17 protein-coding genes and 7 tRNA genes are annotated in these 16,897 nt (G+C 66.9%); 18 read left to right on the forward strand and 6 right to left on the reverse strand.

The genetic code is table 11. The annotated features are described in order from the left end of the window. The first annotated feature begins 421 nt into the window (after positions 1-421). A complete protein-coding gene (locus OG558_RS08395) occupies positions 422-826 on the forward strand; it encodes a nuclear transport factor 2 family protein (protein ID WP_405069697.1) in 405 nt (134 codons plus the stop codon). A 104-nt stretch (positions 827-930) separates the two neighbouring features. Here the strand turns inward: OG558_RS08395 and OG558_RS08400 are convergent, their stop codons facing one another. Continuing rightward, the gene (locus OG558_RS08400; protein ID WP_329482591.1) at positions 931-1,095 is read right to left on the reverse strand and encodes a hypothetical protein; all 165 of its coding nucleotides are present in this window, start codon (positions 1,093-1,095) and stop codon (positions 931-933) included. Positions 1,096-1,421: 326 nt separating this feature from the next. Between OG558_RS08400 and OG558_RS08405 the strand changes: the two genes are divergently transcribed. Both OG558_RS08405 and OG558_RS08410 read left to right on the forward strand, forming a co-directional pair. Continuing rightward, entirely contained in the window at positions 1,422-1,988 is a 567-nt protein-coding gene (locus tag OG558_RS08405; RefSeq protein ID WP_405069698.1) for a hypothetical protein, read from the forward strand. Positions 1,989-2,138: 150 nt separating this feature from the next. Beyond that, entirely contained in the window at positions 2,139-2,798 is a 660-nt protein-coding gene (locus OG558_RS08410) for a DUF4241 domain-containing protein (RefSeq protein ID WP_405069699.1), read from the forward strand. 99 nt (positions 2,799-2,897) lie between these two features. Here the strand turns inward: OG558_RS08410 and OG558_RS08415 are convergent, their stop codons facing one another. The 3 genes from OG558_RS08415 to OG558_RS08425 form a co-directional block, all read right to left on the reverse strand. Continuing rightward, entirely contained in the window at positions 2,898-3,134 is a 237-nt protein-coding gene (locus tag OG558_RS08415) for a hypothetical protein (protein ID WP_405069700.1), read from the reverse strand. A gap of 169 nt (positions 3,135-3,303) precedes the next feature. Beyond that, entirely contained in the window at positions 3,304-3,645 is a 342-nt protein-coding gene (locus tag OG558_RS08420) for a hypothetical protein (protein ID WP_405069701.1), read from the reverse strand. A gap of 972 nt (positions 3,646-4,617) precedes the next feature. After that, a complete protein-coding gene (locus tag OG558_RS08425; RefSeq protein WP_405069702.1) occupies positions 4,618-4,749 on the reverse strand; it encodes a hypothetical protein in 132 nt (43 codons plus the stop codon). A gap of 213 nt (positions 4,750-4,962) precedes the next feature. Here OG558_RS08425 and OG558_RS08430 point away from each other — a divergent pair, with 213 nt between their 5' ends. Further along, complete coding sequence (locus OG558_RS08430; protein ID WP_405069703.1) at positions 4,963-5,820, forward strand: HEAT repeat domain-containing protein; 858 nt, start codon at positions 4,963-4,965, stop codon at positions 5,818-5,820. A 165-nt stretch (positions 5,821-5,985) separates the two neighbouring features. Here OG558_RS08430 and OG558_RS08435 read toward each other — a convergent pair whose 3' ends face one another. After that, positions 5,986-6,354, reverse strand: a complete 369-nt coding sequence (locus OG558_RS08435; RefSeq protein ID WP_405069704.1) for a hypothetical protein — start codon at positions 6,352-6,354, stop codon at positions 5,986-5,988. A 17-nt stretch (positions 6,355-6,371) separates the two neighbouring features. Here OG558_RS08435 and OG558_RS08440 point away from each other — a divergent pair, with 17 nt between their 5' ends. The 6 genes from OG558_RS08440 to OG558_RS08465 all read left to right on the forward strand — a co-directional run bounded on the left by OG558_RS08440 (position 6,372) and on the right by OG558_RS08465 (position 13,147). Then, on the forward strand, positions 6,372-6,752 hold the full coding sequence (locus tag OG558_RS08440) for a hypothetical protein (RefSeq protein ID WP_405069705.1): 381 nt from the start codon (positions 6,372-6,374) through the stop codon (positions 6,750-6,752). Positions 6,753-7,250: 498 nt separating this feature from the next. Beyond that, positions 7,251-7,643 carry a hypothetical protein gene (locus OG558_RS08445; protein WP_405069706.1) on the forward strand — a complete coding sequence of 131 codons (393 nt, stop codon included), beginning with the start codon at positions 7,251-7,253 and terminating at the stop codon, positions 7,641-7,643. 132 nt (positions 7,644-7,775) lie between these two features. After that, the gene (locus tag OG558_RS08450; protein WP_405069707.1) at positions 7,776-8,168 is read left to right on the forward strand and encodes a hypothetical protein; all 393 of its coding nucleotides are present in this window, start codon (positions 7,776-7,778) and stop codon (positions 8,166-8,168) included. 1,333 nt (positions 8,169-9,501) lie between these two features. Next, the gene (locus OG558_RS08455; RefSeq protein ID WP_405069708.1) at positions 9,502-10,698 is read left to right on the forward strand and encodes an amidohydrolase family protein; all 1,197 of its coding nucleotides are present in this window, start codon (positions 9,502-9,504) and stop codon (positions 10,696-10,698) included. Between the two features lie 464 nt (positions 10,699-11,162). Next, complete coding sequence (locus tag OG558_RS08460; RefSeq protein WP_405069709.1) at positions 11,163-12,743, forward strand: caspase domain-containing protein; 1,581 nt, start codon at positions 11,163-11,165, stop codon at positions 12,741-12,743. Between the two features lie 164 nt (positions 12,744-12,907). Next, positions 12,908-13,147 (forward strand): hypothetical protein, encoded by a 240-nt coding sequence (locus tag OG558_RS08465; protein WP_405069710.1) that lies wholly within the window; start codon positions 12,908-12,910, stop codon positions 13,145-13,147. Positions 13,148-13,423: 276 nt separating this feature from the next. On the opposite strand, the gene OG558_RS08470 is transcribed toward OG558_RS08465, so the two are convergent. Next, positions 13,424-13,499 (reverse strand) — tRNA-Thr (locus OG558_RS08470). A gap of 915 nt (positions 13,500-14,414) precedes the next feature. On the opposite strand from OG558_RS08470, the gene OG558_RS08475 reads away from it, so the two are divergent. The 8 genes from OG558_RS08475 to OG558_RS08510 all read left to right on the forward strand — a co-directional run bounded on the left by OG558_RS08475 (position 14,415) and on the right by OG558_RS08510 (position 16,857). Further along, positions 14,415-14,490: transfer RNA gene (locus OG558_RS08475), tRNA-Pro, on the forward strand. Between the two features lie 91 nt (positions 14,491-14,581). Further along, a tRNA-Arg gene (locus OG558_RS08480) sits at positions 14,582-14,655 on the forward strand. Between the two features lie 2 nt (positions 14,656-14,657). Further along, positions 14,658-14,731 (forward strand) — tRNA-His (locus OG558_RS08485). A 103-nt stretch (positions 14,732-14,834) separates the two neighbouring features. Further along, positions 14,835-14,908 (forward strand) — tRNA-Leu (locus OG558_RS08490). A 72-nt stretch (positions 14,909-14,980) separates the two neighbouring features. Then, the gene (locus tag OG558_RS08495) at positions 14,981-15,427 is read left to right on the forward strand and encodes an HNH endonuclease (protein WP_405069711.1); all 447 of its coding nucleotides are present in this window, start codon (positions 14,981-14,983) and stop codon (positions 15,425-15,427) included. 34 nt (positions 15,428-15,461) lie between these two features. Continuing rightward, a tRNA-Gln gene (locus OG558_RS08500) sits at positions 15,462-15,533 on the forward strand. A gap of 8 nt (positions 15,534-15,541) precedes the next feature. Further along, positions 15,542-15,632, forward strand: a tRNA-Ser gene (locus tag OG558_RS08505). Between the two features lie 28 nt (positions 15,633-15,660). Next, positions 15,661-16,857, forward strand: a complete 1,197-nt coding sequence (locus OG558_RS08510; protein ID WP_405069712.1) for an RtcB family protein — start codon at positions 15,661-15,663, stop codon at positions 16,855-16,857. The last annotated feature ends 40 nt before the right edge of the window (positions 16,858-16,897 follow it).

Here is a 16,897-nt window from a genome sequence, read left to right on the forward strand (position 1 = left end):
CCCGTCCGCCGGCCCACTCCGACCCACGATCAGGGGGCGGTCTGCACCGCCGCCGGCGTCAACCCCGACCACTACCGCGTCTGTGCGCACGAGGGACCGGAGGCGACCGCGCCAGCCACCGCCGGCTCAACAGTCGCAGTGACGAGCTGGGCGGTGCACCGGCCCACATGTGAGCGGATCGCTGTCGACATGAGCGGGCGGTCCGTCGTGCGCCACAGGCGACTACGCGGCGGACTGCGGCCCTGTCGATTCGGCGGCACGGCACATCACTTGATCAAGTGATGTCTTCGCCTGTGGTCGTCGGCAGGGTCGATTGCATGGATCCAGCCGCATTGGTCCGTGGCCCACTGCCAAGCCAGGTCGTGGCCGGGGCAAAGGCGAGCACCACACCACGACACGGTTTGAACTGAGGAGAGAGGCTATGAGCGAGCACCCGAATGCCGCTGTCATCCGGTCGGCCTACGAGGCCATGGACAAGGCAGACATGGCCGCATTCGCGGCGCTGCTGGACGACGACATCACCTGGTACGAGTCCACCTCGGGCATGGAGGGCGTATACCGCGGACGCGACCAGGTCATGGCCTTCCTGGGCCAGGTCTTCCAGAACGCGGGCATGCAGATGAGCGTCGCTATCCACGACATTTTGGCCAATGACGAGCACGCCGTGATCCTCCACGAGAGCACGCTCACGTTCGGGGACCGCAGCCACACCGGCCAGTATGTCGACGTCCACCACCTGCGGGACGGGAAGATCACGGCGCACTGGCACTTGGCCGTCGACCCTAAGGCCGACGCGGAATTCGCCTCAGAAGTCTTCGCGAGCTAGCACCCCCGGCGTGTCCGCTCATCGGCATGTGAGTGAGCTCGGGCGGCATGAGCGTGCGTCTCAAACGCGGTCCGTGCAGCAGCCTCAGGCCGCCGGTGGACACATCAGCGGCGGAAGCGGGCTCGGACCTGGTCAGCCTGATCGGGCGTAAGTTCCCAGCGAGCGTAGGGGACGCTCTGCCATCCTTGGTCGCGAAGCCACTGGCGAATGATCCGGTCGCTGACGCTCAGTTCGGCCGCAAGCTGCCGAGGAGTGATGGTCTCGGTCATTCTGCGATCGTAGCCAGTGCCGGATCACCAACGCTCACCGAAGACGAAACGACAAGGCATGCCCGTTATATCTCAACTCCGAGTTCTCCGTGCCTGGGCCGGCCGCTCGGACCGCTCGGTCGATGCCCGGCCAGGTTCGGGTCAAGCGAGTGCCGAGCCAATAAGGCCTTCCACCACGTCGCCATGCAGACGTAACTGCAACGCCAGCCAGCACGCCCGATCATTCCCTTGCGCGCACGCCGCTCATCGAACGCGCGGATCGCGGCAGATGCGGATGTCCGAGTCTGCTCTCGTTTGGCGAGGCTGCGCCCCATAGACTCCTGGCCATGCTGGAGGTCCGCAGAGCCACGGCGCAGGACCAGACTGCAATCAGCAGGGTCTTGGCCACTGCGTTCGTCGCCGATCCCGTGGTCCGCTGGCTCATGCCGAAGGCAGGCGGCGACGTTCAGATGTTTCGAGCTCATGCCGCTCACCTGCATGCCGCTCCCGGTTGCGCCGACATCGCATTGGACGACGGTCAACCGGTGGGGGCTGCCTTGTGGGATCCACCGGGCCACAGCTTGTCACTTCGACAAGGGCTGATGGGGTTGTCGAGGTTGCTTCTTGGGATGGGCTCGGGTTTCCGCCGCGGCGTTGTACTGGAGCGCGCCTTCACGCGGGCGAGGCCGGCCGGACAGTTCTGGTATCTCGCGCAGCTCGGCGCCTCGACGCCGGGAAGAGGCGTCGGGTCGGCGTTGCTGGAGCGCCGCCTGGCAAGCATTGGCGGGCCGGCCTATACGGAGAGCAGCAATCTGAGGAACGTGCCGCTCTACCAGCGATTTGGCTTCGCCGTGATCCAGGAGATCTCACTCCCAGAAGACGGCCCGACACTCTGGACAATGCTCCGTAAGTAGCCCTGGCACGAGTGGGAGTTTCCCGTGCCGTCGCCAACGCCGCTCACCGGCATGACCGCGCACTCTCGGCGGCAGATGAGTGCATTCCATGCATCGCGCGGACCGGCACTCGTCCTGGTAGCTTGTGGCGTCTCAGGAGAGGTTGGATGAATGGGTTTTGATGACTGGCTGGCTGCCGAGGCCCTTTTGGAACAGGGCGCGCAGCATCGATGGCGCGAGGGCGACGTGTCCACGCTGGAGGTTGTCGAGGTTTGTCATCTGAACCTTGCCACAGGGCGGGTCGTCGCTGGTGATCCCGCCTACTTTGGCAGTTTCGACGAAGCTTGGCCTGTGGTGGCGCAGGTGCCTCCGGGTACCTACCCCGTGTTGCTGTCCGTCGTTGCATTGCCCTCCAACGGGCGGACTGACCTCCCCCGCCGTCTCGTGACGGCGGCCACAGTCAAGATCAGCGACAACCCAGTCGCCAGGTGGAATTGGGTCGACGAGGGATCAGACGGCAAGGTCCTTGGAGTCGGTGTCGACGCCGGCACGGCCTGCTTCTACGACGCTTCCAAGCGAGAGTCGCTCGCACTGCTTAGTGGCGATGAAGACCGGGGCGACGCCGCCATACGCGAAGCCAGCGATGCCGGGTTCGCGGCCATTGCCGACGCCTCGGGTGGCACAGCGGCTGTCTTCATCAGTTGCGGCATGGGCGATGGGTTCTATCCGATCCGAATCGGGCGCGATGCCTCTGACAGGGTCGCGATGGTCATGGTCGACCTGGAGTTGCTGAACCACAGCACGGGTCGGGTCGGACGGGCGGCGAACTGAACCGGCTTCTACGGCAGGATGAGGACGATCGGGTCCCTGCGGAACTTCCTGATCTCGGCATGACAGCGCGCGGATCGCGGCGTGAGCGGACGCGGCGGCTTAGTCCAACAGCTCGTATCGAAGCGGCGTCCCTGCGAGTGCCTCGACGTCGGCAAGTAGCCCGGGTGCGATCTCTGTGGCGCTTCCCAGCGCCAGGATCCGCGCAGGCGGGGTGCCGACAAGGCTCACCCGGGTAGCAGGTTGGAATTCGGACAGAAGGAACGTGGCCCGCTCGAAGCCGCGCCCGACAAAGCGCAGTTCCCCACTCTCTGCAACAAGGTTGAATTCGTAGGTCACCAGGCGACCGTAACCTCTCGTCTTCTGGGTGTCCGCCCGCGACCATGAGCGCGCGGATCGCGGCAGATCAGTTTCCGTTGCTTGTGCCCATGGATACGACGACGATGATCGGCGCTACCGATGATCGGAGCCATAGGCACAAGGTGTGATGTTGCCGGTAAGTGCGCCGTCAGGATGCTCGTCGCGACCGCAACACGAGCGCGGCGGTTACCGCCAATACGATCGTGCCGATGGACTCCACCACCAGTGTGGTGGGCACCAGCTTGAAGCTTAAGACCTCGTGAATGCCAAAAAATCCAACGGTCAGCGCGAGCACCAGCGCAAGCAGCGTGCCCACCACGAATAGCAGGCTCAGTGCCGTTGCCAGCGTCAGGAGCCGCCCACGCAGCACGGTCACCGCGATTGCCAGCACGAGCGCGCCAACCGCGTTCAGCAGGAACAGCGCGCCAAGCAAGCCGCCTACTCCGTAGAACACGAGGTAGAGATGGATCCCGCCCATCACCAGCAACATGATCGCACTAAGTAGTCGCCATGCGATTAGCGTGCGGTGGCTGACACCGAACGAACGGAATGAACCGGTTGCCGTAGGCTGCGATGACATGTCCTGACCTGCCCTACACTCGTGGGCCTGTGCGAGCCGAGGCCTGTACAGATGAACACGCACGATCCGCCCGAATAGTTCAGCCTGATGACACGAGCTGAACCGCCGCTGGCCCCAACGCCGATGAACGCTCTGCCATCTGCCCATCAAGTCGTCGAACACGCGATCCCGCGTCCGATCGACCGCCCCGACAGTCCGGCTCGACCATGGTTGTTGTCGCGTGCGGCGGAGCCGCCGTGACCAATGCCGGCGATCGACCGCAGCGGCGGCGCCTCGAGTACGTGCCCACAGTTCTCACCGGCCCGTCGAGCAGCGAGCGAGCATTCTGAGTCCCGGGAAAACGTGGCAGGCAAGGAGTGCTGGAGTGCCGCTGCCAACCATGCCGCGCGCTGACATCGGCATGATTGCGCGAATCGCAGCATGACAGGACATTCCTGAGCTGAGTGTGAATCGGCGGCTCGATGTCCCTGTCCAGTTAGACGCGGGGCAAACCCATGCGACTGCTGCGTCCGAACAGGACAAGATGGCCGCGTGATCACGGCGAAGGAAGCTCGCGAGCTCGCCACCCGGTTGGCTGCGGCAGCGATCAAAGGTGGACCCGCGGACTGGCTTGTTGGTTCGCAGACGCTTGGGCGTCTCGATGGTCGCTCTTGGCTGCTCCTCGACCAGGCGGCCCGGAGGTTCACGTACGCGGACAGGACGCCGGTGAGCGGAGTCCGGGGATGGCTGGGGACGGCCGTGGGTGAGCCCAGTGGCTTCGTCGCCGCTGTGACGAGCATGCACGTCGATGGCCGCTTTCGGGAGCGCGCAACGCAGGCCCTGGCAGCAGCGAGCTCTCAGGTGGCCACGTCGGCCCTGAGCGTGCGCCTGCTGGACCATGTGTCACAGGTGCGCATGCAGGCATGGGAGGGCCTCCGCCCGCGCCTGGCTCCGGACACAGCCGAGCTGGTCCTGGACGTGCTCCTGGCTGGCCGCAACCGGCAGCACGCCGCCCAGGCCCTTGCCGACGTACAAGATGCCCTCCTTCAGGCCACGCCTGCCAGCGAATTGGTGTCGAGGCTGGCAGCCAGCGACCGGCGACACGTGCGCCGCTGGGCGTTTACGTTCGGCCACACCCGAGAACTGCTCACTTCGGAGGACTTGGTCGCTGCTGCTCGAAACGACCCCGACCAGTGGCTACGCGGGACGTGCGCCGACTGGCTGATGGCTACCCCAGACGCAAACCAGTTGGCCGCTCTTCTAGACGCGAACTCCGTCGAGGCGCGACTCGTGGCGCTGACGCGCGTGCCTGACGCCGACCTCAGCGACACCGCTCTCGGCCGGCTGCTGACCGATCGGGCGCCTCGAGTGCGCGAACAGGCGCGGTGGCGTGCCCACCGACGAGGATTCAACGTCGCCTCCTACTACCGCCAAGAGCTCACGGACGCTGGAGTCGCAGCTCGGGTACGCGCGGCGTGCATGGACGGTCTCGCCGTCGTCGGCGACGAGACGGACCTGCCGACCTGCGTAGCGCACCTCGACCACGCCAGCGTCCGCGTCCGGGCAGCGGCTGTGAACGCCGTTCTCGGTCGCGGACGGCCGGACGAGGTCGTTCAGCTGCTCACGCCGGTCCTTCTCGACCCGGGCGCCCGCGTCAGTACGGCCGCCGCCCGCGGGCTTGCCAGGCTGGGTGTTCCGGCATCTACAGCCGCGGTGGCCTGGGCATCGACCCAGCCCACGAGCAGGCGTGCCGCATGGCGACTCTCGCGCGAAGCTGGTGGCTGGCATCGCGCGGAAGCTGACCTGCGTGCCGCGGCCGACCCAGACCCGCACCTGGCGTCCCTCGGACGTGCTGGCCTCAGAAACTGGCTCGAGGTGAGCGCAGCAACTACCTGGGGCCGGCTTCCTGACGAGCAGCGGGCTCGCATCGCGGACCGGCTGCCCTCCAGCGGCCTCGACGACGACCGACAGCGGATGGTCGCATTCCATGCCGGCATCAAGCTGCCATCCGCGGAGCGGATCTGCCCCAGTGGTGGTACGGCCGAGCCGGTGGCTACGAAGCAACGTCGATGGCTTCGGCTCGTGTGGCACCGCTGGCACCGCTGAAAATGCCACCGCCCAACGGGTCGAGGGCTCGAGACGGTGAGCTGCTCGATCGGTTCGGGTCCCTGTTCGGTAGCGCGGCGTGCCCGGTCAAGACGCACGCACATCGGCATGACCGGGCTGATCGCCGCAGGTCGAGCCGACCTCATCGCTATCTGCGTCACCGACTTATCTTCGCTGCGGCGCTCCACGTTCCCACCAGTCCGTCGGTGCCCGCTCGGCAACTACCTGCGCGGTGAACACGACGTCGGAGAGGTTGCAGAACTTCCACAGTTCGTTCGCGGCACGGCTGTACTGGAAGATGACCTGATCGGTGGCGAACGCGTCCAGATCGCCGGCGCGAAAGCGATCCAGCGCTTCCCCTACACGCCCGACAAGCTCACCCAAACGCGCCTCGTGATACGCCGCAACCACCTCGCGCGCGGCCCGTCGCTCCGACTTGGTCGACATGAAGGCAAGGCTACTAACCTCAGGCGGCATGAGCGGCCACGCTGCGCCGCCCTGCGTGCAGCAGATCCGTGCGCTCTTGACATCCACCGTGGCACTGTGTGCCTGTGTCCTTCGATGTCTTCTTCCAGCGGCTCGCACACGGTGACGCCGTGCCCGGCGGCGGTGAACTAATGCGGCAGGTGCTCGATCCTTTCGTCGTGCGCGAGGAGCCCGAGCATTCCTACCTGCTCGTGGAGTATGGCGACGGCTCGGCAGTCGTCTACCTCGACGGCGACGGCATGATGGCCAACCACATCACCGGACAGAAGCCATGGGAGCTCCTCGTTGAAGGAGCGCGGGCGGCTCGCTGGGTGATCATGCCCGTCGGCTGTCCGACGTGCCTCACCGACGAAGCTCAGCGCATTCACTTGCCAGAAGGCCTCAATGAGGCCGTGGCATTGGTCGCTACCGGAGCCGACTTACTCCGGGTGATCCGATCGTGCTGACCGGTCGGCCAACTCAAGTGATCTGACATCGACACGGTCGCGTTTCACTCCTCGCGGCAGATCCGGACGTGCGAAGCGCGGCATCCGCGGTGGTTGGCCCAGGGAGTCGGTTCAGGTGCTCTCCGGTGAGTAGATGGTCGGCGGCCACTCGCCAAGGCCGTCCCAGAAGACGTGAAGTCGTCCGCACTGATCGCATCTGTACGCGTATCGGCTTCGCCTTTCGACGTCTTCGGGGCTGACGTCCTGAACGTGATCGTCGAAGAGTTCGCTTAGACCGGCGTCAGAAAGAAGGTGCCACTCCTGCGGGTTTGGGATCGCGCCGCTGGACCTGATCTGGTTGCCGCACGGACAGAGCCACTTCGCCATGGGGCGATTATCCAGGTGTCCGCACGACTCGTCCGGTCATGGGCAGTCGCGCGGATCGCGGCATGTGAGTGCGTTCCGTGGCCGCCGCGGTCGTGGCGTCGAGCAGAGAGCCCTGCTGCAAAGATTCGCTTCATGGATGCCGCCGACGAGATCTGGAACCGCGCCGCTATCAACGGCGGAGGCCTCGACCCGAGCCTGGGCGACCTTGCGCTGACGTCTGCTCTTCGCCTGCACAATCTGGCCATGAGCGGTGGGCTCTTGGACGCTGTGGAGCGCATGACGCCGGAGCAACTGGAAGCGGCTCAGTCGGGCTACCACTGGCTGCGGCTCGACTCAGCCGCGGATGTCGTGGCAATGGTGCAACAGGAAATGAACGCAGGCGCGCTGGACGACGACGACCGAGCGGAGGACCTGGAGGTGCGAGCCGATGACGAGTATGGACGGGCGATACCCGGAGATCAAACGCTCGTCGATGCGTTCCGCACCCGACTCGACGAGGACCCCGACGCCTTCACGCCGGTGTAGACCACACATCCGCTCATCGGCACGACAGTGCGCGGAACGCGGCAGATCCGGACGTTTCCGACCGGAGATCCGCCCGTACTATCGGCGCTATGGCCAATGTCCTCCCGGACGGTACTTCAGCTGCAGGTGCCAGTGACTACTGACCAGCACTGGCTGAAGCTCCACGCGGGCAGCGAGTACGACAAGGAATGGAAGCGCTACTTCAGCCTGCGCGAGGAAGAGCGTGTAACAGAGCTCGCTGAGGCCACGGCGGCCGAGGCCGAGCTCCTCGACTCGGCTCTGAAATGGCGCGCGGCGACCGGCGGCCAACGGCTCTTTATTGTCCTCGTGCTCCACAACGAGCGGAGCCGACTGATCAGAGCGCCCGGACAAACCGACGACGGCAGCATGCAGTACGTCGAGACTGTGCTGCCATGGACCCGGTTCATCGATCTCGCGCCGGATCAGCAACAACGGATCATTGTCGAGCGGGTCGATCAGGTGGTCGACGAGATGGCTCGGCGCGTGCCCGACTCGAGCAAGTAGCTCGTCGCGCAACGCGACAGACACTGGCCTCGTCCGCGCTCCGTACGCAAAATGACATGCGCTCGTTGTCGATGGCCCACAGTCCTCGGCATTTCCACGCGCCTTAACTGTCCGCGACACGACCGCACTTTGTTGGTCAAGAGGCCGGCGATCAGACGCCAGGACGGCGGCTCGTGGCAGTTGGTTCGCCTCGCACGCCAAGCGTCCTGATGCCGGGCGGCGAGAACTCACGGACCACTGAACCCAGACGCTACGAATACCTGCTTGCGGCCTGTACACGAAACAACATTGGCCTGGTCGGCGTCCACGGAACCTCCCCCGACCCACACTTCGTCGCCCAGCCTCCGGGCCGTTTGCCCGGCGGCGTCGATCAGGACGATCTCGCCGTCACGGATTGCGACACTCCAGCCTGGGGGCCAAGCAACGTCGACGTCGACGAGCCTGTCGCCGGTGCCGACTGCAATGCGGACTACCAGGCAGTTTGTTGAAGTGTCGATCTCGAGAGTTCCGATCAATTGAGCCTGCAGCGACTCGAGGGGGGCTTCACGCTGAACCGTCAAACCGGGGACCACAAGGTCATCGTCCCGGTCTGTACCCTCATTCACCGAATCATTTCGAGGACGTCCTGAGCCTTCGACCATCACGACCACCACAAGCCTCGAACACCGGCGAGCAACCGACGTTGGTACCTGACGACTCTTCGAGCAAGCATGACCATAGCCTGACGGTAGCGGAACCGCGCACCCTTCTACCGCAGGATGACGACGATCGGGTCCGCCGCGGAACTTCCTGAATTCGGCAGATCCGTACGTTGTCGGCGGGTCGGGTGCTGCCTCCGCGCCACGCGCTGCCGGTTGGGCCACCTGTCGACGTCGGACCGACAACCTTCTCATTACGAGGAGGAAGGTCACCGTCACATCTGCCGTCTTCAGGCGTGATGCCTTGCAAGGAACCTATCTCCGGTGCCCGTATTTTTCATCCGTATCGGGCAGTTCGCTCCACGAATGGCTCCACGCCGCCGCTACAACTCCCCCCGTCCGCTGGCCCAGCGATGGATCCGCGGCACCTGGATCCGTGCCAGAAAAACTACGCTCGCCAGTCACGAATCACAATTACCTAACGACCATTGACCTTGAGGGACATTCTCGCCACGGGCAGCGACCACGAGACCGTCAGAAAGTGTGGGTGCCGAGCGCATCGATCAGATCACCGCGAGGCCCACCGGGCCGGCGCATTTTGGCCCCAGCCGATCCTTGTCAAGCTGCGGCCTAGGGGGTAGGGAAGTCCTGTGTATGCGGTCCGGGCGGGTGTGTGCTTCGATGGTGAGCGATTCGTGGCGGGAGGCGTCACCGTCCTGATCGACGACGGCCGCATCTTCGGGGTCGAGGCCGCCACGTACGACCTCCCCGCCGACTGCGCCCTGTACGACCACGGCGACGCGACAGTGCTGCCTGGCCTGATCGACACTCACGTACACCTGGTTGCCGACAGCGGGCCGATGGCGCTGGACCGGGTGGCCGGTTACAGCAACGAAGAGATCGAGGCCGTCGTGACCGAGGCGCTGCGCCGGCACCTGGCCGCCGGGGTGACCATGGTGCGCGACCTGGGCGACAGGAACTTCAACGTCGTCGACCGGCGCGACGCACAGCGCGCCCGCGACGACGGGCTGCCGTGGATCGTGGCCTCGGGCCCGCCAGTCACGACACCACACGGCCACTGCTGGTACCTCGGCGGAGAGGCGGCCGGGGCCGACGACCTGCACGCCGCGGTCCGGCAGCGGGTCGAGCGGCGAGTCGACGTGGTCAAGGTGATGGCCAGCGGGGGCATCAACACACCCGACACCGACATCTATGCGCCCCAGTTCGCCCTCGACGAGCTACGGCTGCTCGTGGACACGGCCCACCGAGCCGGGCTGGCGGTGACCGCTCACGCGCACGCGGCCCTGGCGATCGACCAGGCGGTCGCGGTCGGCACCGACGGGCTCGAGCACGCCGGCTTTCTCACACGGTCCGGGGACTCCGCCGCGCCGGGACTGGCCGCGCTCCGCGACATCGCTGCCTCCGAAGCGCAGCTCCGGGCGCTCGCGGACAGTGGGATGGCCGTGTGCCCGACTATCGGAGGGTTCACCGTCGAGGCGCTGCGCCGCGCGCCGGTGGCGCTGAAGCAGCGGATGCGCGAGGCCGGTGTCACCCCTGAGGAGCTGGTCGAGAAGCGCCAGAATCTGGTCCGGCAGATGCACGAGGCAGGGGTTCGGCTGGTCGGCGGCGCCGACGCCGGGATCGGGCCGAACAAGGCCCACGGGCTGTACGCCGAGTCGGTCGTGGAACTCGCCGCGGTGGCCGGTGTCGTCGACTCACTGGCTGCGTCGACCAGCACCGCGGCACAGGTGTGCGGGCTGGGCGAGCGCAAGGGACGACTAGCACGTGGCTACGACGCGGACCTGATCGTGGTCGCCGGTGACCTGGCCCGGGACGTGACCGGGCTGCGAGCAGTGCGCCAGGTCGTGCTGCGCGGCCAGCCGGTCGAGTGATCGGCGTGGCAGGCATGCGCCCGGTTCGGTGCGGTGGGCGCCCGGGTGCTGATCGTTGCCGACACCACCCGGCGGCGTCGCTACAGCCAGTCGCGACGCCTCGGGCGACCTTTGCGTCAGGCGCTGGCTCGCGCGTCGTGGATTGGGTGGACCTCGACCAGGTCGCCGTGGAGCTAACCGGCGGGTCGATTCACTGCAGCCCGGAACAGGCAGCGAATCGGCCAAGGACGATGGCGTCGTCCGCGGCAGTGCCGCGATCAAGGTCCTGCGCAGGCCCACGCGGCCACACCGGCAGCCGCGGACGCTGACCGAGACCCGGCGCAGCAAGGTGTTCGCCGACAAGCAGTCCGGCCGCGAGGCCGGCCCGAGCTCATCGCCTGGCTGGCTACCTGCGCCCGGGCGACATGCTCGTGCTGGCGCCTGGGCGCCTTCCCAACCGGTCGGCCCGACGGCACACTGTGACCATGGCTGGTGGCGCCTGGTTGGAGTCGGCTCGCGGCAGCCGCAGCGCGTTGATTGTGGCGAGCAACGAGTACCAGGATCCGGGGCTCAGCGAACTGCGGGCTCCGGCCGCGGACGCCGGCGCCCTGGCGGCGGTGTTGAGCGACCCGGAGATCGGCGGCTTCGAGGTCCGGACGCTGCTGAACGAGCCGGCCCACCTGGTCAATGAGGCCGTCGAGGAGTTCCTTACCGACCGCTCTCCAGACGACCTCCTACTGTTGCAGTTCTCCTGCCATGGCATCAAGGACCAGGACGGCGAACTGTACTTCGCGATGGCGAACACTCGGCTCCGCCTGCTGGGTGCGACCGCGGTCGCCGCCGACTTCGTAAACCGCCGGATGACTCAGAGCCGGTCGCACCGCATCGTGTTGTTCCTCGACTGCTGCTACGCCGGCGCCTTCGATCGCGGGATGCGGGCGCGCGCCACCAAGGTGATGGACCTGGAGGAGCGCTTCGGTGGCCGCGGGCGAGCGGTGATCACGGCGTCAGGCGCCGTCGAATACGCCTTCGAGGGTGGTGAGCTCACCGAGTCCGGCGATCCGGCTCCCTCGGTGTTCACGACCGCGATGGTCCGTGGTCTCAGCACTGGGGAGGCAGACCGTGACCAGGACGGGTATGTAGACCTGGACGAGCTGTACGACTACGTCTACGACGCGGTTCGCGAGGTGACCCCGCACCAGACGCCCGGCAAGTGGACCTTCGGCGTCCAGGGTGACCTGGTGATCGCTCGGCGCAACACGCCGGTCACCAAACCGGCCGCGCTGCCGCCGGATCTCCAGCAATCCATCGAGAGCCCGCTCGCCGGCGTCCGGGCCGGTGCGGTGGACGAGCTGGCCCGGCTGCTGTCCGGCCGCCACCAAGGTCTGGTGCTGGCTGCCCGACAGGCCCTCGAGACCTTGGCCGACGACGACAGTCGCACCGTCGGGGCCGCGGCGGCGGCCGTCCTCGGCGGGTCACCCTACACCGCTCCGTCGGACGCAGCCGACCTGGCGCCACCGATGGGACCGGCCGCCGCGGCCGGCGCGACTGGCCCGATCCGACGCCCGCTGACGGCAATGACGCCGGCTCGCCAGCCGGGACCCACCACACCGACGACGTCTCGGAGGCGTTGGAGGCCGGGGACGATCCGAGGACGGGTGATCGTGGCCGCACTAGCGGTCGCTGCGTTGCTCGTGGGTGGTGTGGTCACCTGGCGGGTACTCGATGAGGCCGCCCACGGTAAGACGATCCCGGCGTCGTTCGACGGCCAGTGGCACGGCAGCAACGGCCCCGACGGAGCGCAGTTCACTGCCACGCTCGGCAAGGAGCTGCAAAAGGGCGAGTTGGCGAGCGGCGCCTCATCGTGCTACGGCGGCCCGCTGACCGTCAGCGACGCCACCGACTCCCGGCTGACGATGCGCTTCGCCCCCGTAAACCGGGACTGCAACCCGTGGACCGTGGTCTTCACGCACCTGTCCGGAGGCGACCTGAAGATGGCAGTCGATCCGGACAGCAGCGTCAACTACGAGCCCGAGTTCGAGGTCCGGATGACCCGGCAGGGCTGAGATCGAATCAGGCGGCGGAGGCCACCCACCAAGATCCGCACGCGGTGGTGACTTTGCAGAGCAAATCGTGCGCACACCACGCATGCCCAGATTCATCGAACAGCGGATCCGGGCTCCGTCTGTTCCGAAACGACCGTTTTGCGGGACAGTCGAGCCGGGCGGTCGTGACCGACGCCGAGATGGTGGCGCACTGGGCCGAGTCGAGTCAGTTGGCCGCGTCGTTCCCGGCGGTCGGAAGGTGGATGCCCGGAGACGCAACCTATGCGCTGTTGCAGCTCGGCCCCTCGATCAACCTCGACGGGAAGCTGCTGTCCGCATCCGCGGGTGGCCTCGTCCTCGCCGGATACACGATTGCGGCGGTCGCGCTCGCGCTGCTCCTCACGCCAAGAAGGGGCGTCTTGTGACTTCGCAGCAGATGCGTTGCCGGCAGGAACCCACCGCGGCACCCACGCACGACTCGTTTCCTGATCAGGGCACGACCGACGGCGCGGTCTCCTGACCGATCACAGACGATGTCCGCCGAACGGGTGAGGCAGGCCTCACGCGCGGTCGGGGCACGCCTGAGCCCTGACCCCGACGCCTTACCTCGGCGCCTCCAACCCAAGCGGAGAAGCAGAAAGCACGGTCACAAGCACCTCTTGACCGGCCCCGCTCCTTCAGGGATGACCTGGGGGTTCGGGTGGAGCCGCCTGTCGGAATCGAACCGACGACCTTCTCATTACGAGTGAGACGCTCTGCCGACTGAGCTAAGGCGGCGGGTGGCGCGGACGCCGAGGCAAGAGTGTAGCGGGAGGGTGGGGGTGATTCCGAATCGGATACCCCGCCCGGCCGGATCTGTCGCGATCGTAGCTGAGTGGTCGCGGTCCGTGGAGGGGCCCGGGAGCCGGGTTGGCGGACGGAATCGGAGCGGCGGGGCGCTGAACTTGAGGGGCCCGGAGCCAAGGTGAGGGGCGCAGAACTCGAGGGGTCTGGGCGTCGAGGTGAGGCGCAGAGCTTGCGGGGCCGGCAGGTCGGAATGGGCGCGGAAGTGAGGGCCGAGCCTCGGGGTGGGTGGGGAACCTGAGGGGGGCGATGTACGTCGGAGAGGGCAGTTAATAGGTTCGGGAACAATTGATGCGGGAAATGCGTTGACTTGGCTGTGTGGGATGCGTGAGACTAATTCCGCAACGACTACTACATCGAGGAGACATCGTGTACGGCACGCGGAACCCGAGAAAGGCATGGCGGCCTGGCCCCATGGTTTTGTCGGCATGCCTGCGATCCGTGCGCGAAGACGCCTTCTACCACCAGCTCGGCAGCGAGCTGAGCCCGCGTACGGGCGGCCCACCTGGGTGATCTCCGAGCGGGAGATTTTCCCAGGAGTCGTCTGAGCCGGGTGTCCGGCAGCAGGCGGCTCCTTTTTCTTTGCCCGTTTCACCCCACGTCGGTGCGCAATGGTTGCGGACCGGATTCCAAACCCGCGTCATGAGGGTTCGATTCCTTCCACCGATGCTTTTCCGGTATTCACGAATACCGGCACGAACAATTGACAACTGGACATTCATCGCATTTTCTCCAGGGCCGCGGACCGGTCCAGGAGACCTTCCCTGCGGCGCCGCCCGTGCGCCGGGGAAGACGCCCGGGCGCGACCCGGGCAACCGTCCCCGGGGCCGCAACGCCCTGGGGACGTCACCAGCTGTCGGCCAGCGGCTAGGCCACCTCATTTGGGATGAGGACGTCGGGGGTTCGAGTCCCTCCAGCTGGACCAGGCGCCCGCAGGATGCTTGCTACCGGCCGAGCGGGCGCCACAGACGTGCCCTGCGACGGAACTCCGCACCACATCCGGCGCAGGGCACTGGACGCCCGTGGCTCAATCGGAGAGAGCGCCTGCCTACGAAGCAGGAGGGTGCAGGTTCGAGTCCTGCCGGGCGTGCTGTGTCCGAAGCGGAAGTGGGCGATGCGCCGGGACGTGGACCCGGAGGAAGCGGGTTCGAGCCCCGCCGGACACCCTCACCACGACGATCCGCTGCGTACGACGGAGAGCGTCGTACCCGATCCGCACGACGGCCGGGCCCGGGCGGGCGGTCGCCGTACGTCACAAACGCAGTACCTGCGGCTCTGGCCCAACTGGGAGAGGCGCCTGGCTTAGGACCAGGAGGTTCAGGGTTCGAATCCCTGGGGCCGCACCGACTGACCGACACCGAGATCACCGACCTGACGGCGCGCGGTCGGGCACACTGGAAGGGAGGAGGAACCACATGAGCGGTGTGATCGTGCTGAACGCCTCGTACGAGCAGCTCCATGTCGTGTCGATCCCGCACGCCATCCGGATGCTCGTCCGGGAGGTCGCCGTCGTCGAGGAAGCGCATGACGGCGCCAGCATCGGACCGTTCCCTCTTCCTCGAGTGCTGCGCCTGGTCCGGTACGTGGTGACGAAGTGGCGGTACGCGTCGGGGCGGCTGCAGTACACGCGAGTCGGCGTACTGAAGCGGGACAAGTACATCTGCGCGTACTGCGGCAAGCCGGGAGCGACCACCATGGACCACGTCGTCCCGCGCTCACGTGGCGGACGCGGCGAGTGGCTGAACGCCGTCGCCGCGCACGCAGCGTGCAACGAGAAGAAGGGCTCGCGCACGCCGGAAGAGGCCGGGATGTCGCTGTTGTGGCAGCCATGGATCCCTTCCCGTGCCGAGTTAGCGCTCTGACGCGACACCCATCCGGCGTCGCGGCGGAGTGCGATGCCAGGTGGGCGACGGTGACCACCCTCGGTTCTGACCCGAGGCCCCGCAGGTTCGACCCCTGCCCTGGCAGCTGTCCCAGGCGGAATAAGCCGAGCTTCGGCCTAACGGCAGCCGTTTCGAAAACGGTCAGCCCTCAGCGGGCGTGCAGGTTCGAGACCTGCTTCCGCCGCATGTCAACCATCGAGGAGAGTGGGGAGATGAACGTGGAGTTTCCGGTGGAGCTGAGTGGGGCCAAGAGCTCTACGCTCATGTGGGCGCCCGAGCACGAGGTCGGGGCTCAGGCGCTGCAGCAGCTGCGGAACATCGCGGCGCTGCCGTGGGTGCACGGGGTCCGGGTGATGCCGGACGTGCACCTCGGCAAGGGCGCGACCGTTGGGTCCGTGATCGCGATGAAGCAGGCGGTATCGCCGGCCGCGGTCGGGGTCGACATCGGGTGCGGGATGGAAGGCGTCCTGACCTCGCTGACGGCCGCGGACCTGCCGGACGACCTGGCGGCGATCCGGTCGCGGATCGAGGCCGCCGTACCGGTCGGTTTCCGGGCGCATGTGGAGCCGGTCGGGGTCCGTCGGCTCGGGCTCGACCCGCGGCCGTGGGATCGGCTGTGGGGTGGGTTCACCAGCCTGCACGACGGGGTGCAGGACCGGGAGCGGAAGGCCAAGCAGCAGATGGGTTCTCTTGGTGGTGGCAACCACTTCATCGAGGTCTGCCTCGACGACGAGGACCGGGTCTGGCTGATGCTGCACTCGGGCAGCCGCAACATCGGCAAGGAACTCGCCGAGCGGCACATGCGCATCGCCCGGGACCTGCCGCACAACGCGGATCTGCCGGACCGCAATCTCGCGGTGTTCCTGTCCGGTACGCCGCAGATGGACGCGTACCGGCGGGACCTCACGTGGGCGCAGGAGTACGCATCGCGGAACCGCGCGGTGATGCTGGCGCTCGTGATGCAGGCGGTGCGGGAGTCGTTCCCGCAGGAAGTGCGGTTCGAGCAGCCGATCTCGTGCCATCACAACTACGTGGCCGAGGAGCACATCGACGGGCTCGACCTGCTCGTCACCCGCAAGGGCGCGATCCGGGCCGGGCTCGGAGACCTCGGGCTGATCCCGGGGTCGATGGGCACCGGGTCGTACGTCGTCCGTGGGCTCGGCTCGGCGCGGTCCTTCTACTCGGCCTCACACGGGGCAGGCCGGCGGATGAGCCGCAACGAGGCGAAGCGCCGGTACACGGTCGACGACCTGGTTGCGCAGACCGCGGGCGTCGAGTCCCGCAAGGACGCCGGGGTGATCGACGAGATCCCCGCGGCCTACAAGGACATCGAGTCCGTCATCGCCGCCCAGTCCGACCTGGTCGAGGTCGTCGCCCACCTCAAGCAGCTCATCTGCGTCAAGGGCTGAATCGGCTGGAGTTGTCCGGCTGCGTCTGCCCGGTGGGGTG

The sequence above is a fragment of the Kribbella sp. NBC_01510 genome (genome assembly GCF_045040325.1).
Taxonomy (GTDB): domain Bacteria; phylum Actinomycetota; class Actinomycetes; order Propionibacteriales; family Kribbellaceae; genus Kribbella.